The following is a 16428-nucleotide window of genomic DNA, read 5'->3' as shown; positions in this document are numbered from 1 at the left end:
GTATTAAAATGAAAAAAGTGCTCTTAAGCGCCGCAATCTCCGCCACTCTGGGCTTGACCGCGCTCCCTTCTCTGGCGCAGGACGTTAACCTGCGCATGTCCTGGTGGGGCGGCAACGGCCGCCATCAGGTGACCCTGAAAGCGCTGGAAGAATTTCATAAGCAGAATCCGGATATTAACGTCAAGTCGGAATATACCGGCTGGGACGGCCACCTCTCGCGCCTGACCACGCAAATCGCCGGCGGCACCGAGCCTGACGTGATGCAGACCAACTGGAACTGGCTGCCTATTTTCTCGAAAAATGGCGACGGCTTTTACGACCTGAATAAGATGAAGGACGTCATCGATCTCAGCCAGTTTGACGCGAAGGAGCTGCAGTCCACCACCGTTAACGGCAAGCTCAACGGCATTCCCATTTCCGTCACCGCCCGGGTGTTCTACTTTAACGATGAAACCTGGGAAAAAGCCGGCGTCGCGTTCCCCAAAACCTGGGACGAGCTGATGGCGGCGGGAAAAGCCTTTGAAAGCAAGCTCGGCAAGCAGTACTACCCGGTGGTGCTGGAGCACCAGGACACCCTGGCGCTGCTGAACTCTTACATGATTCAGAAGTACAACCAGCCGGCTATCGACGATAAAACCAAGAAATTCTCCTACAGCAAAGAGCAGTGGGTCGAGTTTTTCCAGATGTATAAAAAGCTTATCGACAGCCACGTGATGCCGGATACCAAGTACTTTGCCTCATTCGGCAAGAGCAACATGTATGAGATGAAGCCGTGGATTCAGGGCGAATGGGCGGGAACCTATATGTGGAACTCCACCATTAACAAATACTCCGACAACCTCAAGCCGCCGGCGAAGCTGGCGCTGGGCGAATACCCCATGCTGCCGGGAGCCACCGACGCCGGCCTGTTCTTTAAGCCCGCGCAGATGCTCTCGATCGGTAAATCGACGAAAAACCCGGAAGCGGCGGCGAAGGTGATTAACTTCCTGCTGAACAACAAAGCCGGGGTCGATACCTTAGGGCTCGAGCGCGGCGTGCCGCTGAGTAAAGTCGCGGTGCAGTACCTGACCGAAGACGGCACGATCAAGGTTGACGATCCGGCGGTTTCCGGGCTGCGGCTGGCGCAGTCTCTGCCGGCGAAGCTCTCCGTGTCGCCGTACTTCGACGATCCGCAGATCGTTGCCCAGTTCGGTACCTCCCTGCAGTACATCGATTACGGGCAGAAATCCGTGGAAGAGACGGCGGTGGACTTCCAGCGTCAGTCGGACCGCATTCTCAAGCGCGCCATGCGCTAATTACACCCTGCCAAACCTCCCCGCGGCTCCCGCTGCGGGAGGACTTGCCAGAAGCCCGCCACGAAAGACAACATCATCCCGCCGGGCGCCAGGACCGGCGGTTTTCTTTATCCTCAGAAGAAGTATTTGAAGCGCACGCGAGCGCCGTAGCGTTCGTCCGCGCCCGCGCTTTTCTCCGCCGATGAATCCAGCCACGAGGCGTAGGCGCCGAGGTAAATGTTAAAATTCGCCATATCCATGATATTCGGCAGCAGCCACGAGGCGTGCAGCGTGTGGATGTCATAGCGTCCCGGGGCAAGCACGGCGCACTCGTTGTCGCATTCTGCGCTCACGCCCGCCAGATTAAACTGGTCGATTTTGTTATGCGCATAGATGTAGCCCAGCTCCACGCGATGCCACAACGCGTTGATGCCGGCGCTGAAGTCCTGTTCATCCGTGGCGTCAAGATAGGCGGTGCTCAGATTCACCACCGCGCCATCCTGCGGGTCGGCCTTTTGCGTGTTCCAGCTCATGGTCATGCCGTAGCCGGTACGGCTCGACTGGTCGACCCAGCGGCCGCGTGAGTCCTGATAGCCGTAGGCGTTATTGACGAGGTTACTCTCCATCGCCGCCGCCACCGACCACGCGCCGGAGTGCCACGCCACCACCGGACGCACATAGGCGACGTTTTTCTGGTTATCCAGCGCGTTGCCGTGATAGTTGCGATCGACGAAGAGCGTGCTGCCGTCCTCCACCAGCGTATTCACCTCGACGTACCAGCTGTCGAGATTTTTGCTCAGCAGGAAGTTGCCGCCGCTGCTGCTGCGTCCGCGCCCCTCTTTCATCGGTAATGCCTCCAATTAGTAGAACATGTATTTCTCGATGAATGAGCCGATGACTTTTTCGTGCAATTCGATGGAACGTGAAAAACATATTGTTTTGCGTGCCAGCCGCTTGATACGGGTTCGCAGCGTCAGATTGTTTCGCTCAATGCGCTGTGTGAAAATTTTACCAGTCAGATGTATCTCCTTCGGCACCTCTCTGGCGTAGCTTCCCCAATCGTCGCTCGTTATCATGCCAATGCTGAAGGGGGTCAATAACGCCAGCAGCGCCTGACATGTCTCATCATTACGGGGGCCGAACGTATAAGCCAGAACGCCCCCTGTTTTGGTGTTGTAGGCATACCAGAGCCAGTGCTGCCGGGCTTTACTGCCGACAAAGCCCCATTGCTCATCGAGTTCACAGATAAGAGCCACATCTGCATGGGCAACCGGAGAGGATGTTATTCGCTTCGGCGCGAGTTTTTTAAAGTGCGGATGACGGTGTTAATGCCGATTTTTAGCGTTCTTGCCGTATCCCGGACACCGGCACCGTTGAAGGCCATTTCGGTAATTTTCTCTTTGACACCCGGCTTACGGGCTTCATAGGTATAGGTGAGTAAAAACACGCGGTGGCAGTCACGACAGCGAAATCTGTCACGGCCTTTAGGGTTCTGACCATGGCGATAAACCTGAGCAGACTGACAACGGGGACAATGAACGTTAACGCTGGCCATGAGAAAACCTCAAAAGCGGGCATTATACATCATTCAACTAATTAGAGGCATTACCAGCACGGCAATAATAACCCGCCCATCGTCGCAGACGGGTTATTAACGACCAAATAAAACAGTGACGATGTTATTCGAGCTGCCAGGCTCCGGCCTCAGATAAGCTGGCGGATCCGCTCCACGCAAATAAGGTTAATTCACGGCGGTCAGCATCCGGATAAATACGGCTGCTGAGGCAGGCTTCGCCCTCGTTAACGAAGACCTCGACGGAAGAGCTGTCGAAGAATATCCGTAGCTTCAGCGGCGCCCCGGCGGTTAACGGCACGCTGCGCGCGCCGCACAGTCGATGCTGCGGATAGTGACGCTCCAGCACCAGGCGCTGCATCTGCGCATCAACGTAGACCCGCAGGCCGTCGCCAAAGCGGAGGCCGTATTGCTCAGCGCTGCAGCTGGCGCTATCCCAATGCAGGATAACCTCCATCGCCTCGCAGTTTTCCACCAGCGTGGTCTGCTGGTTTTTCAAGGTGCTTACCGGCCACGGGAACCACGCTCCGCGCAGGCTTTCGACCTCTTTAGCCGGGCGCATCCGCAGCCGGCTGTCGGCGCTCAGGCTCAGCTCGCGCGGCAGCGAGAGCATCCCCGCCCAGCCGTCCTGCTGCTCCGGCAGCGGCGATTCCCACATATCCAGCCAGCCGATAACGATTCGCCGACCATCCGGCGTCAGAAAGCTCTGCGGCGCGTAAAAATCATGCCCGCTGTCCATCTCTACAAACTCGCCTTCGCGCACAAACTTCCCCCCCGGCTGCCAGTCGCCGAGCAGGTAGCCGCTCTGGAACAGGTTACGATTCTGATAGCCCTGCGCCGCCATGCCCTGCGGAGAAAACATCAGCACGCGCCTGTCGTTGAGGGTAAAAAAGTCCGGGCACTCCCACATGTAGCCCATCTCTTTTTCCGCCTCATCAAGCACGCCCGCGTCCTGCCACTGGCGCAGATCGGCCGAACGGTAGAGGCGCACCTGGCCGACGTCGCCGAGGCGCGCGCCGACAACCATGTACCAGCTATCCCCCTCGCGCCACACCTTAGGATCGCGGAAATGGTGCAGCCCCGGCGGGGTATCGAGGACCATCCCCTGGCGCTCAAAGTGGATGCCGTCGCGGCTGGTCGCCAGGCACTGCACCTGATACAGGTTGGCCTCGTCGTTCGGGTCGCCGTGGAATTTATGCCCGGTATAAATCAGCGCCAGCGTATCGCCGTCGACCACCGCGGAGCCGGAGAAGCAGCCGTCCTTATCCTCCGGGCCTTCCGGCGCCAGCGCCACCGGCAGATGCTCCCAGTGCACTAAATCTTTACTGCGCGCATGGCCCCAGTGCATCGGCCCCCACTGCGTCGAGTAGGGATGGTGCTGGTAAAAGGCGTGATACCAGCCGTCGAACCACACCAGGCCGTTAGGATCGTTGATCCAGCCCGCGCGGGCGGCAAGATGGTAGCGCGGGTACCAGCGCAGGTTCAGCGCACCACTTTTCGCCTGCAGTTCCCGTTCGGCGTTGCTAATTGAGTAGGTCATAGTCTTCACTCTTGTCATTCAAATAACGGAGGGTTGCGGCATCATCGGGTCGGATGGTGACTTAGCCGAGCGCAGCAAGAAGATGGAGATAAAGGTGGTGAAGAACACCAGCAGGCCCATAATCAAATAGGACCGGGCAAAGCCGTATATCTCGTAGCTATAGCCCGCCAGCGGCGACAGCACGGTCGCGATAACCGAGCTGGTGCAGGCAAAGCCCACCAGATAGAGCGTCGATGAGAGGCGCTTATCAAAGTTTAAGCTGTTGTATTTAAAAATAGATACCAGCAGGATCGGCAGCTCGACCGCGTGCAGCAGCTTGGTTATTGAGATGAGCAGCGGCCCCTCCACCAGCCCGGAGGCCACCATCCGCAGCGCCATCACCATACCGGCGAAAATCAGGCCATTTTTCGCGCCAATGCGGTTAACCAGCCAGGGCGCGCAGAACATCCCTGCCGCCTCAAGAAACACCTGGAATGAGTTCAGGTAGCCGTACATGGCGTTGCCCTCCTGCAGCGTGGCGAACTGCGAGGAGAAATAGACCGGGAACTGCTGGTCGTAGACGCCGTAAATACAGGTGCCGACGACGAAAAACACCAGCGCCCAGAAGCGGCGCAGAGTGAGCAGACGCAGCGCGTCCTCCAGCGTCACCTTGCCGCCCGCCACCGCTTCCTCCATCGCCTGCGGCGCAGAGGAGACCCGCAGCCTCGCCAGCAGGACAAAGAATACCAGGCCGGAGCAGCTGGCGACGGCAAAGTTCAGCTTCGGGTTGATGTTAAACAGCAGGCCGGCAAAAAAGGTCGCCACCGCCCAGCCCAGCGATCCCCACATCCGCGCCTTGCCGAACTCAAACTGGCTCTGGCGCGCCACGCGCTCGGTGTAGGATTCCAGCACGCCGATCCCGCCGTTAAAGGTCAGGCCGATGTAGATCCCGCCAAAAACGCTGCCGAGAAAAATGTTAATACCCAGCAGGTAGCCGAACAGCAGATAGGCGGGCCCGGAGAGGATCAGCAGCGCGGTGATATACCAGAGCAGGTTTTTACGCAGGCCGAGCTTATCCTGAATAAAGCCGTAGCAAATTTGGGCAAACAGCGCCGAAACGGAGAGAACCGCGTAGATGATGCCGGTATCCCCCGCCTTCAGTCCGACCTCCTGATGGAGCCAGATAGAGAGCAAAGAGCCGGACGAAGACCAGGTCACGAAAAAGAAAAACAGTAAGGCGCTGAGTATCGGATAGCTGTGAGAGTGATGTGCTTTCATCATGACGTTCTCTGTTGGAGTAATGCGCAGATGGTAACGTTAACAAAACGCAAAGCTCATGCTCTTTAGCTGAAATACATGATGTTAATCACATAAGTTAACGTTAACATAACAGAGATGCGATCGCGATCAAATATTCCTCGCCATCGCTGCGGCACAACCTGCGATAGAATATCGCATGATCCTTTTACATCAGCGACTTAGTTATATAGCCTGTTGCCTGACGACAGCGTTGGAGTAGTAAATATGGCATCTTTGAAAGATGTGGCAAAACTGGCGAATGTCTCTCTAATGACGGTCTCACGGGCGCTGAATAGCCCGGAGCGCCTGAAGCCAGAGACTCTGGCTCGCGTTCAGGCCGCCATTGAACAGACCAACTACGTCCCCGATCTCTCCGCCAAAAAAATACGCGGCGCCCACGCTACGCCAAACACCATCGGAGTACTGGCGCTGGATACCGTCACCACCCCCTTCTCGGTGGAAATTACGCTCTCAATCGAAGAAACCGCGCGGGCGCACGGCTGGAACAGCTTCGTGGTCAATATGTTTTCCGACGATAGCCCGGAAACTATCGTCGATCTGCTGCTCTCCCACCGACCGGACGGGATTATCTACACCACCATGGGGCTGCGCCAGGTGCCGCTCCCGGCCAAGCTGCTGACCCTCCCCTGCGTGCTGGCCAACTGCGAAAGCCTGCACGACCCGGTGGCCAGCTATGTTCCGGACGACGAGCAGGGTCAGTATGCGGCGGTGCAGGCTCTGCTGGCGGCGGGCTATCGCCGCCCGCTGTGCCTGCATCTGCCGGCGAAACATCTGGCGACCGTGCGCCGACGCCAGGGGCTGGAGCGCGCCTGTCGGGAAGCGGGTATCGATCCGCATACGCTCGAACACCGTTATATGGAGTATGGCGATGAGCACTACCGCGACATCCCGGCGATGCTGCTGGCCAATATCCGCGAAGGTAAGCCACGGTTCGATGCGGTGATTTGCGGTAACGATCGCATCGCTTTTATGGTTTATCAGACGCTGCTGGCGCAGGGCCTGCGCATTCCGCAGGACGTGGCGGTGGTGGGTTACGATAATATGGTCGGCATTGGCGATCTGTTTTTACCGCCGCTCTCAACGGTGCAGCTTCCGCATTATGAAATAGGGAGTCTGAGCGCCCTGCATATTATTAACGGCGACAGCCATCGGGATACGGTGCGGGTTGCCAGCCCCTGGCTGCCGAGAGCGTCGCTGTAATCAGTTACCAATATCGCGCAGCTTCTTGCCGGACATCAGGTTGCGTTCGATGTGCTCAAGGCTGACGTTTTTGGTTTCCGGGATCAGCCAGAACGTCACTCCGATAAAGGCGACGTTCAGCGCGGTATAGAGCCAGAAGGTGCCGGCGGCGCCAATCGCGTCGAGCAGGGTCAGGAAGGTCGCGCCGATAATCATATTCGATACCCAGTTGGTGGTGGTCGAGCAGGTGATACCGAAGTCGCGGCACTTCAGCGGCTGAATTTCCGAGCACAGGATCCACACCACCGGGGCGGCGCTCATGGCATAGCCGGCAATGCACATCATGGTCATGCCGACGGAAAGCCAGGATAAGCAGCTTGACGCGGAGCCGTTATCAAACTGCATCAGGCAGTAGCCGAGCACCAGCGTGCCCAGCGCCATCACGCTAAAGCCGATTTTCAGCGCCGGCTTACGTCCGGCTTTGTCCACGGTAAACACCGCAATAAAGGTGGCAAACATAAAGGTCAGGCCGACGACGAGGGTCGCCATCATCTGCTGCTCGGTGGTGGTGAAGCCCGCCATTTTAAAAATACGCGGCGCGTAGTACATGATGATATTCATCCCGGTGAACTGCTGCATCGCCTGCAGCAGCATGCCGAGAAACACCGCCCGACGGACGTTGCGGTTGATCTTAAACAGCGCCCAGCCGCCCTGCTTGAGCTTCAGGCTTTCGCGAATTTCATTGAGCTCATCCCGGGCTTTCTCCGAGGTATCGCGCAGCATGCGCAGCACTTCTTCCGCCTCGACGTGGCGCCCCTTCTCCGCCAGCCAGCGCGGGCTGTTGGGCAGGAACACGACCAGAATAATCAACAGGACCGCAGGCAGGGCCAGCACCCCCAGCATGGCGCGCCAGCTGCCGCTGTAGCTAAACGCCGTATCGGATAAAAAGGCCATCACGATCCCCAGCGTCACCATCAGCTGATACATGCTTATCATCTTCCCACGGACATTTTCACTTGCCATTTCAGAGAGATAAAGCGGCGCGGTGTAGGAGGCGATCCCGACGGCAACGCCGAGGAGAACCCTCGCCAGCAGCAGGACCTCCACGCTGTTGGCAAAGGCGGAGCCGATGGATCCGGCCACAAAAAGTATTGCCCCGACCATCAGGCTGTATTTACGCCCGAGGCGGAAAGAGAGCCAGCCGTTGAACAACGCGCCGACGGCGGCGCCCAGCATCATGCTGCTCACCACCCACTCCTGCAGGCGGCTGGATAAGGCAAAATGATCGGTAATAAAGGGCAACGCCCCGGCAATCACCCCGATATCGAGGCCAAACAGGAGTCCGGCCACCGCGGCGGCAATGGAGACAAACTGGTTCATGCGCTGGGTATCGCGCTGCGTACGCGGCATTAACGTAGAGTCATTATTAATTGAGGTCATTTTCCCCTGCCAGAACATAGTAAGACGTGATGAGAAAGTACGGGATCGGCGGGGTAATGTGTCAGGGTGGAGATGCCAAAAATATGGACTAATTAGCTACCAGTCATCGTTTTGTGATGGACATTCAACTTTCATGTCGGCACGAAAATTTATCAGCAGCTGATAAAAATCCAATATTCATGCGATTTATCGCCACTCTATAACCAATTAATATGGATTATTTTCATTTATCAATATGGATAATTAATGTTCACGGATAAAAAAACCCGCCGTCTGGGGCAGGTTTTTATCCGCCAAAGCGGGGAAAACTAACGCGCCAGCCAGCCGCCATCCACCGCAACGGTATAGCCGTTGATGTAGTCAGACGCGCGGGAGGAGAGGAACACCACTGGCCCCATCAAATCGCTCGGCAGGCCCCAGCGCCCCGCCGGAATGCGCTCAAGAATTTCAGCGCTGCGCTGCTCGTCGGCGCGCAGCTGCTGAGTATTGTTCGTCGCCATATAGCCCGGCGCGATAGCGTTGACGTTGATGTTATGCTGCGCCCACTCGTTCGCCAGCAGGCGGGTGACGCCCATCACGCCGCTTTTTGAGGCGGTGTAGGAGGGAACACGGATGCCGCCCTGGAAAGAGAGCATTGAGGCGATGTTGATGATTTTGCCGCCGTTGCCCTGCGCAATGAAGTGCTTCGCCGCCGCCTGGGACATGAAGAAGACGCTCTTGATGTTCAGATCCATCACGTCATCCCAGTCCTTTTCGCTGAACTCGAGGGCGTCCTGACGGCGAATCAGGCCGGCGTTGTTGACCAGGATATCGATATGGCCAAATTCGGCGACGGCGCGCTCCAGCAGCTGCGGGATCCCGTCAACCTGGCGCAGATCGGCGGTCAGGCTAAGAAAACGACGGCCCAGCGCGGTGACGCGTTCAATCGTTTCCTTGGGCTCAACAATATTGATACCGACAATATCGCAGCCCGCCTCCGCCAGCCCTACCGCCATGCCCTGGCCCAGACCGGTGTCGCATCCGGTCACAACGGCCACTTTACCCTGGAGAGAGAATGTATCGAGTATCATACCTGGTTCCTTTATCTTTCAGATAGCCCGCACTACACAGGCGAGGTTCTATAGGTTCGACCGGCTGCTTGCGCTGGCCATATGGTAAGAAGAACTCTCTGGGACTTCCCCATCATAAAAATAAAACAGAGTTCCGTTTTACTGGTGACATCATCTTATCGCCAGGCAAGGTCATTTACAATTATTATTAAAACATCGTTTCAATTTTTAAGTCGGCAAATGCTAAAAATGCAAATCAGATCACGAAGCGCCGCTCCACCCTGAGAGAAGATCGAAATAAATTCGTTTAAATACAAACAATTATGTTAACTTTGAAAATAATCATCAGATCGTAAAAAGATGGTATAAAAACAAAGTTCCGCCGCAATGCCGCTGCTCGTAGCCAAAAAAACGCGATCCACCGCAGGAAGTTATTGTGAACTGCGCTCGCCATCACAAATAATGAAACGATGTTTTGATAAATTAACACCCATCTTTTAAATCAATCTCATCCGGTAATACGCCCCTCAGGGAGCCGCTACCGCAGGAAGGAAAAGGAGTACATCATGGCTAAAGGCATGCGGGTCAAACTCAACTACAAAGTCAGCCGCGATCCCGATACCGGGACAGAGGTCACCCGCTTAACCCCTCCGGAAGTGACCTGCCATCGTAACTATTTCTATCAGAAATGCTTTTTCAACGACGGCAGCCACCTGCTGTTCGCCGGTGAATTCGACGGGCACTGGAACTACTACCTGCTGGATATCGCCGCGGCCGAAGCCGTTCAGCTCACCGAAGGGGCCGGCGACAATACCTTCGGCGGCTTCCTCTCGCCGGACGATACTTCGCTTTATTACGTTAAAAACGACCGCTCGCTGCTGGAGGTCAACCTCGCTACGCTGCAGGAGCGCGAGGTCTATCGCGTCGCCGATGAGTGGGTGGGTTACGGAACCTGGGTCGCCAACAGCGACTGCAGCAAGCTGGTGGGCATCGAGATCGCCAAAAGCGACTGGACGCCGCTTAACGACTGGCAGACTTTCCACGACTTCTTCCATAAGGGCCCGCGCTGCCGCCTGCTGGGCGTCGATTTGCAAACCGGTGAAAGCCGCACCATCCATGAAGAGAAAAACTGGCTGGGCCATCCTATTTATCGACCGTTTGATGACCGCACCGTCGCCTTCTGCCACGAAGGTCCGCACGATCTCGTAGACGCGCGCATGTGGCTGGTGAATGAAGACGGCACCGGCGTACGTAAAGTCAAAGAGCATGCGCAAGGCGAAAGCTGCACTCACGAGTTCTGGGTGCCGGACGGCTCCGCGCTGGTGTACGTCTCCTACCTGAAGGGCCAGCAGGGACGAACCATTTACAGCTTTAACCCGGACAGCGGCGTGAACGAAGCGCTGATGCAGATGCCCTCCTGCTCGCACCTGATGAGTAATTTTGACGGCACGCTGCTGGTAGGCGACGGTTCCGGCACTCCGGTAGACGTAAAAGATACCGGCGGCTATACCATCGATAACGACCCCTATCTGTACGTTTTCGACGTGGCGAAGCGGGCTTATTTCCGCGTTGCGCGCCACGATACCTCCTGGGCAACGCTCAATAACAGCCGCCAGGTGACCCATCCGCACCCCTCCTTTACGCCGGACAACGGTGCGATTCTGTTTAGCTCCGATAAAGACGGTAAACCGGCTATCTATATCGCGAAGCTGCCCGAGCAGCGCGAGATGCTGCCGGCATAACCTGTTGTAACCTGAGTTTGATTGCGTACTTCTGTAACTGGCCTTGCCCTCCTTCGCGGAGGGCTTTTTTTTGCCCCGCTCCCCGCCACATTCGGGCGGAGCCGGTGAAGCGGGCGATCATCAACAGAGGATGGCGGCCGATTAACGGCAAAACCCCGGCTAACCGCGCCGGGGTAAACGAATGAGGCGGTTGTTCAGGTTAGAAGGTGTACGCTACGCCTACGCGGAAGCGGGTCTGGCGGTCGCTGCGATCGTTGACGCCAACGTTACCCACCTCGCCGTAGGGCGCCCAGTTTTTATCCAGCTTATAGGCCAGCTTGACGTTATATTCCTGGGAGTAGGGTTTATTGTTATTACGATTTATACCTTCGCTGCTGCGGGCATAAACGTAGTTCAGCTCGGTGCGCCAGTCGCCCATCACGAAGCCTGCCCATGCATCGCCGCGGTTAACTTTATCGTCCTCTTTGCCCGCGTTTGCCGGATAGCGGGTGTAGTCATAGCGGTAGCGGGCGGCAACGTAGAAACCGTTATCGAAGCTATACTGCACGCGCAGATTCGGCTTATAGATCGAACGGCTGTCGTTACTTTCAATATTAAAGCCCGGCGTGACGGAGAAATTCTTGTTCGCCTTCCACTGCCAGCTGATGGTTTCTTCGTGCCCGTTGCCCACGAAGTCTGAATAAGGTTGATCGGTGTTATCCCCTCCCGACTTCCACTTTGCCTCGACGGAGAAGCCAAAGCCGTTGGCGAACCGGTGCGAAACGGCGACGCGGTCGGCGTTGGTTTTATCGGTTTTACCGCCGTCGATGAATTCATGACGCAAATCCACCGTAACGGCTGAGGCGGCAAAAGAGGCGGCGCAGAGAGCAGCAAGAGCCAGAGATCGTGTCAACATAGGGTACCCCTCAAAATTAAAATTATGTTTCTTTTTTATGAAACTGAATTTTATTTTTTAAGGCACCATGTTTTAGTGATCGAGATCGTAATTATTTGTTTCAAAAAACATGGCACATAAAGACGTGACAACGCTCAACAAAAGAGGCCGTTATTCGCCTTTTTTTACCGAAATACGTCGAGAAAAGGGGGCTTAACGCCAATAAAAAAGCCTCCTGGATCACAAGGAGGCTTAGAAAGGAAGAGACTTCTTTTGGCGGTTACGCTCGCTCCACCGCCAGCGCGACGCCCTGGCCGCCGCCGATGCACAGCGTGGCCAGCCCTTTACGGGCGTCCCGCTTGATCATCTCGTGGACCAGTGAAACTAAAATGCGGCAGCCGGAGGCGCCGATAGGGTGACCGAGGGCAATGGCGCCGCCGTTGACGTTGACCCGCCGCTCGTCCCACTCCAGCACCCTGCCCACCGAAATCGCCTGCGCGGCAAACGCCTCGTTGGCTTCAATAAGGTCAACCTCGTCCAGCCGCCAGCCCGCTCTTTCCAGACAGCGGCGGGTCGCATGTACCGGCGCAATCCCCATCAGCGCCGGATCGACGCCTACGCTTGCGAACGCGCGGATCCGCGCGAGGATCGGCAGGCCAAGCTCCAGCGCCTTCGCCTCGCTCATCATCATCACCGCCGCCGCGCCATCGTTAATCGTTGAGGCATTGCCTGCGGTTACCGAACCGAGGCGGTCGAAGGTTGGCAGCAGGCGGGCCAGACCTTCCGCGCTGGCGTCCACCCGCGGCTGCTCATCGGTATCCACCCGTCGCGGCGCGCCGTTCTGCTCGGTCATCACCGGGACAATCTCGTCGCGAAAGCGGCCGGAGTCGATCGCCCGCCGCGCCTTGTGCTGCGAGCTCAGCGCCCAGGCGTCCTGCTGCTCGCGGCTGATGCCGTACTCCCGCGCCAGGTTTTCCGCCGTTACGCCCATATGGTAATCATTGAACGCGTCCCACAGACCGTCGTGAACCAGGCTATCGATCAGCTGGCTGTTGCCCAGCTGCGCCCCGGTGCGGCTATCGGTCAACACGTGCGGCGCGCGGCTCATATTCTCCTGACCACCGGCAATCACCACATCCGCCTCGCCGCACTGAATGGCCTGGGTGGCGAGATGCAGGGCCTTCAGCCCGGAGCCGCACACGTCGTTAATGGTGATCGCCGAAACGGTATTCGGCAGCCCGCCGCGGATCGCCGACTGGCGCGCGGGGTTCTGCCCGGTGCCGGCGGTTAAAACCTGCCCGAGGATCACTTCATCAATAGCGTGGGGATCGATTCCGGCTCGTTCGACCAAAGCCTTAACCACCAGACTCCCCAGCTCCACCGCCGAGTGGCGCGATAGCGTCCCCTGGAAGCAGCCAATAGGCGTCCGCAGCGCGCCGACGATCACGACATCTTTCATCCTCTACCTCTGCCTGCCTCTGTGCAAAGAAACACCAACATAGTAGAGAATTGTTATCAAAAGATTTCGCAAATGTTTAAAAAAAGTGAGGTAAATCACAAAGATTTGCGGCGATTTTACTGCTCCTGACGCTGTAAATGCTGGCGCAGCCAGCTGCCCGCCTCGCCCGGAGGCGCCCGCCTGTTCCATAATAAATCGACGGAAATCGCCCGCGGCCAGCCCGCAATATCGAGCGGCACCAGCGTGTCGACGCCGGCAAACTCCTCCACCAGCGCGCAGGGCAAAATGCACCAGCCCAGCCCCTGGACCGTCATGCTGAGCAGCAGCAGGTAGTTGGGCGCTGACCATACCTGCCCGTGAGCAGGACCGTTCCTGCTTTCCAGATAGGTGCTCAGCCGCAGCTCGCGCCAGCTGTGCAGCTCATCCCAGACGACTCTCCCCTGCGTCGCCAGCGGGTGCCGGGGCGCCACGTAAATCGCCATCGCGGTTTGTAGCGGCAGGCGCGTAGAGCCGATTTCCGGAGGATAGCTATCCCGGGCCTCAATCAGCCCCACCTGCGCGCGCTCCTTTTGCAGCAGGTCGACAACGTCCTCATCCTCACCGATCAGGCACTCAAATTCGGTGTGCGGAAAACGGCGGTCGAACTGCTCCAGCAGATCTTCAAGGACATCGGGATGCAGCGTATCGGAGAGCACAAAGGTGAGCCGGGCCTCGGTTTCGCCGGAGAGAGAAATAGCCAGCTCATCGAGTCGGTCGCTTGCCGCCAGAATCGCCTTCACGTAGCCCAGCACCTGCTCGCCCTGGGGCGTCAGCACCGGCTGACGGGCTGAACGATCGAACAGCGTCACGCCGAGATCGGCCTCAAGGTTTGAGATAGCGGTGCTGACGGTGGACTGGCTTTTGCGCAAGCGGCGCGCGGCGGCGGAGAACGAGCCGCAGGCCGCAGCTTCGACAAAAGCGGTGAGTGCTTCGGAAGAATAGCGCATGAACTATCTACTTTATCGATGGATACTATCTTTTGTTTATCATATTTACCCATAAAATGCGGAGTAATTTCTTACCACGCGTTCAGCCGACATCGCTAATAAAGGGCCGTGAACGCCGGCGTTACCCGGAGATAAACACCATGCAACAGAGCAACCTGCAGCGTAAGTCGCTGACAGAACGTATTATTCACGCGGTCAGCTTTGAGGGCCTCGCCACGCTGATCCTCGCTCCCACCGCGGCCTGGCTGATGCAGCGATCGGTGGTCGAAATGGGCGGCCTGAGCATTCTCCTCGCGACGCTGGCGATGGTCTGGAACCTGATTTATAACATGCTCTTTGACCGTATCTGGCCGGTTTCCCGCGTGATCAGGAACCTGAAGGTTCGCGCCCTGCACGCCATTGGCTTTGAGAGCGGATTTATCGTTATCGGCGTCACCGCCGTCGCGCTGCTCCTCGGGGTCTCGCTGCTGCAGGCGTTTATGCTGGAAATTGGCTTTATGCTGTTCTTCCTGCCCTACACCATGCTGTTTAACTGGGTCTGGGACACGCTGCGCGTTCGGGTGCTCAAGTATCGCCAACGGCGGATCCCCGTGCGCAGCTAAAGGCTGCCGCTCCCGACGCGGCCCGTCAGCGAAAACTATCACCACGACCAAAGGGCAGGTGTGGTAAATTACACTCCTTTTTTTTGGTTTTATGGTTGATAAATTTATACAATGTCTAAAATTTGGTCAAAAGAAGAAACTCTCTGGAGTTTTGCCTTATATGGCACTGCCGTAGGCGCTGGCACTCTGTTTTTGCCGATTCAGCTAGGGTCCGCCGGCGCCGTTGTTCTGCTCATCACCGCGCTGGTCGCATGGCCGCTGACCTACTGGCCGCACAGGGCGCTGAGTCAGTTTATTCTCTCCGCTAAGGTTGTTCCCGGCGCTGGCATCACCGGCGCGGTCAATCACTATTACGGCAAGAAGGTCGGGAATCTGATCACCGGGCTCTACTTCCTCGCCTTTTTCGTGGTGGTCCTGATTTACGCCGTGGCGATCACCAACTCCCTGGCCGAACAGCTGGCGCGACATATACCGATTACCGCCGGCGCGCGCGCGCTGCTCAGCCTTGCCGTCGTTCTGGTCCTCAATCTGATCTTCCTGATGGGCCGTCACATCACCATTAAGGTGATGGGCTTTCTGGTGTTTCCGCTGATCGCCTGCTTCCTGTTCCTCTCTATCTACCTGATCGGCGACTGGCAGCCCGCGCACCTCACCAGCCAGATGCAGCTGACCTCGCATACCTTCCACCAGGTTTGGATCTCTATCCCCGTGATGGTTTTCGCTTTTAGCCATACGCCGATTATTTCCACTTTTGCTATCGACCAGCAGGAGAAATACGGCGAGCAGGCGATGGGTAAATGCAAAAAAATCATGAAAGTGGCCTACACCATCATCTGCGCCAGCGTGCTGTTTTTTGTCGTCAGCTGCCTGCTGGCGATACCGGCCTCCTATATTGCAAGCGCGCGCGATGAAGGCGTCACTATTCTCTCCGCGCTATCGATGATGCCCGGCTCCCCGGCCTGGCTGGCGGTAACCGGGATCGTCGTGGCGGTGGTGGCGATGTCAAAATCCTTCCTCGGGACCTACTTCGGGGTGATTGAGGGCGCCAGCGAAATCGTGAAAACGTCGCTGGGGCAGATGGGGATCCGCAAGAGCCGCGCCTTTAACCGCGCGATGTCGATCCTGCTGGTTTCGGCGCTGACCTTCGCGGTGTGCTTTATTAATCCCAACGCCATCTCGATGATCTACGCCATCAGCGGACCGCTGATCGCCATGATCCTGTTCATCATGCCGACCCTATCGACGTACATCATTCCTGCCCTCAGGCCGTACCGATCGCCGGGGAATTTCATTACCCTGGTCGTCGGTCTGCTGTGCGTTTCGGTGATGTTCTTTAGCTAATCCTCCCCCGCGGCGACGGCCACCGCCGTTGCCGCACGTTCTGCTAATATTCCCGCCGCTGGATATCCCC

General features: G+C 57.2%; 13 protein-coding genes and 2 pseudogenes. 5 read left to right on the top strand and 10 right to left on the bottom strand.

Translation table 11 applies throughout. The features are described from left to right. The first annotated feature begins 8 nt into the window (after positions 1-8). Entirely contained in the window at positions 9-1295 is a 1287-nt protein-coding gene (locus AC1M2H_RS05225; protein ID WP_480150567.1) for an ABC transporter substrate-binding protein, read from the top strand. 113 nt (positions 1296-1408) lie between these two features. Here the strand turns inward: AC1M2H_RS05225 and AC1M2H_RS05220 are convergent. From AC1M2H_RS05220 to AC1M2H_RS05200, 5 genes and pseudogenes are all read right to left on the bottom strand, one after another. Further along, positions 1409-2119 (bottom strand): annotated as a pseudogene (locus tag AC1M2H_RS05220) (carbohydrate porin); the annotation flags it as partial. A gap of 15 nt (positions 2120-2134) precedes the next feature. Continuing rightward, positions 2135-2829 (bottom strand): IS1 family transposase gene (locus AC1M2H_RS05215; RefSeq protein ID WP_480148365.1). Its coding sequence is split into 2 segments (ribosomal slippage): positions 2135-2583 and positions 2583-2829, totalling 696 coding nucleotides; the frame shifts between segments, so codons are not numbered across the junction. A 124-nt stretch (positions 2830-2953) separates the two neighbouring features. After that, the gene (locus AC1M2H_RS05210; protein WP_480150566.1) at positions 2954-4387 is read right to left on the bottom strand and encodes a glycoside hydrolase family 32 protein; all 1434 of its coding nucleotides are present in this window, start codon (positions 4385-4387) and stop codon (positions 2954-2956) included. 18 nt (positions 4388-4405) lie between these two features. Further along, a complete protein-coding gene (locus AC1M2H_RS05205) occupies positions 4406-5647 on the bottom strand; it encodes an oligosaccharide MFS transporter (protein ID WP_480150565.1) in 1242 nt (413 codons plus the stop codon). A 65-nt stretch (positions 5648-5712) separates the two neighbouring features. Continuing rightward, positions 5713-5802: pseudogene (locus AC1M2H_RS05200) on the bottom strand (hypothetical protein); the annotation flags it as partial. An 88-nt stretch (positions 5803-5890) separates the two neighbouring features. Between AC1M2H_RS05200 and AC1M2H_RS05195 the strand changes: the two are divergent. After that, the gene (locus AC1M2H_RS05195) at positions 5891-6886 is read left to right on the top strand and encodes a LacI family DNA-binding transcriptional regulator (protein ID WP_480150564.1); all 996 of its coding nucleotides are present in this window, start codon (positions 5891-5893) and stop codon (positions 6884-6886) included. On the opposite strand, the gene araE is transcribed toward AC1M2H_RS05195, so the two are convergent. Together araE and kduD are read right to left on the bottom strand one after the other, a co-directional pair. Continuing rightward, positions 6887-8305 (bottom strand): arabinose-proton symporter AraE, encoded by a 1419-nt coding sequence (gene araE / locus AC1M2H_RS05190; protein WP_480150563.1) that lies wholly within the window; start codon positions 8303-8305, stop codon positions 6887-6889. 308 nt (positions 8306-8613) lie between these two features. Then, entirely contained in the window at positions 8614-9375 is a 762-nt protein-coding gene (gene kduD / locus AC1M2H_RS05185; RefSeq protein ID WP_480150562.1) for a 2-dehydro-3-deoxy-D-gluconate 5-dehydrogenase KduD, read from the bottom strand. Positions 9376-9920: 545 nt separating this feature from the next. Between kduD and AC1M2H_RS05180 the strand changes: the two genes are divergently transcribed. Beyond that, positions 9921-11096, top strand: coding sequence for an oligogalacturonate lyase family protein (locus tag AC1M2H_RS05180; protein WP_480150561.1), 1176 nt, complete (start codon positions 9921-9923; stop codon positions 11094-11096). Between the two features lie 199 nt (positions 11097-11295). Here AC1M2H_RS05180 and AC1M2H_RS05175 read toward each other — a convergent pair whose 3' ends face one another. The 3 genes from AC1M2H_RS05175 to AC1M2H_RS05165 form a co-directional block, all read right to left on the bottom strand. After that, entirely contained in the window at positions 11296-11991 is a 696-nt protein-coding gene (locus AC1M2H_RS05175; protein WP_480150560.1) for a porin, read from the bottom strand. 259 nt (positions 11992-12250) lie between these two features. Continuing rightward, entirely contained in the window at positions 12251-13429 is a 1179-nt protein-coding gene (locus AC1M2H_RS05170; protein WP_480150559.1) for an acetyl-CoA C-acetyltransferase, read from the bottom strand. Positions 13430-13545: 116 nt separating this feature from the next. Beyond that, entirely contained in the window at positions 13546-14415 is an 870-nt protein-coding gene (locus tag AC1M2H_RS05165) for a LysR family transcriptional regulator (protein ID WP_480150558.1), read from the bottom strand. A 140-nt stretch (positions 14416-14555) separates the two neighbouring features. Between AC1M2H_RS05165 and AC1M2H_RS05160 the strand changes: the two genes are divergently transcribed. Next, positions 14556-15017 (top strand): multidrug/biocide efflux PACE transporter, encoded by a 462-nt coding sequence (locus AC1M2H_RS05160; protein WP_480150557.1) that lies wholly within the window; start codon positions 14556-14558, stop codon positions 15015-15017. A gap of 111 nt (positions 15018-15128) precedes the next feature. After that, entirely contained in the window at positions 15129-16358 is a 1230-nt protein-coding gene (locus AC1M2H_RS05155) for an amino acid permease (RefSeq protein ID WP_480150556.1), read from the top strand. Positions 16359-16428: the final 70 nt, after the last annotated feature.

The sequence above is a fragment of the Klebsiella sp. F11 genome (assembly GCF_056712265.1).
This window is presented reverse-complemented; position numbering and strand designations above follow the sequence as displayed.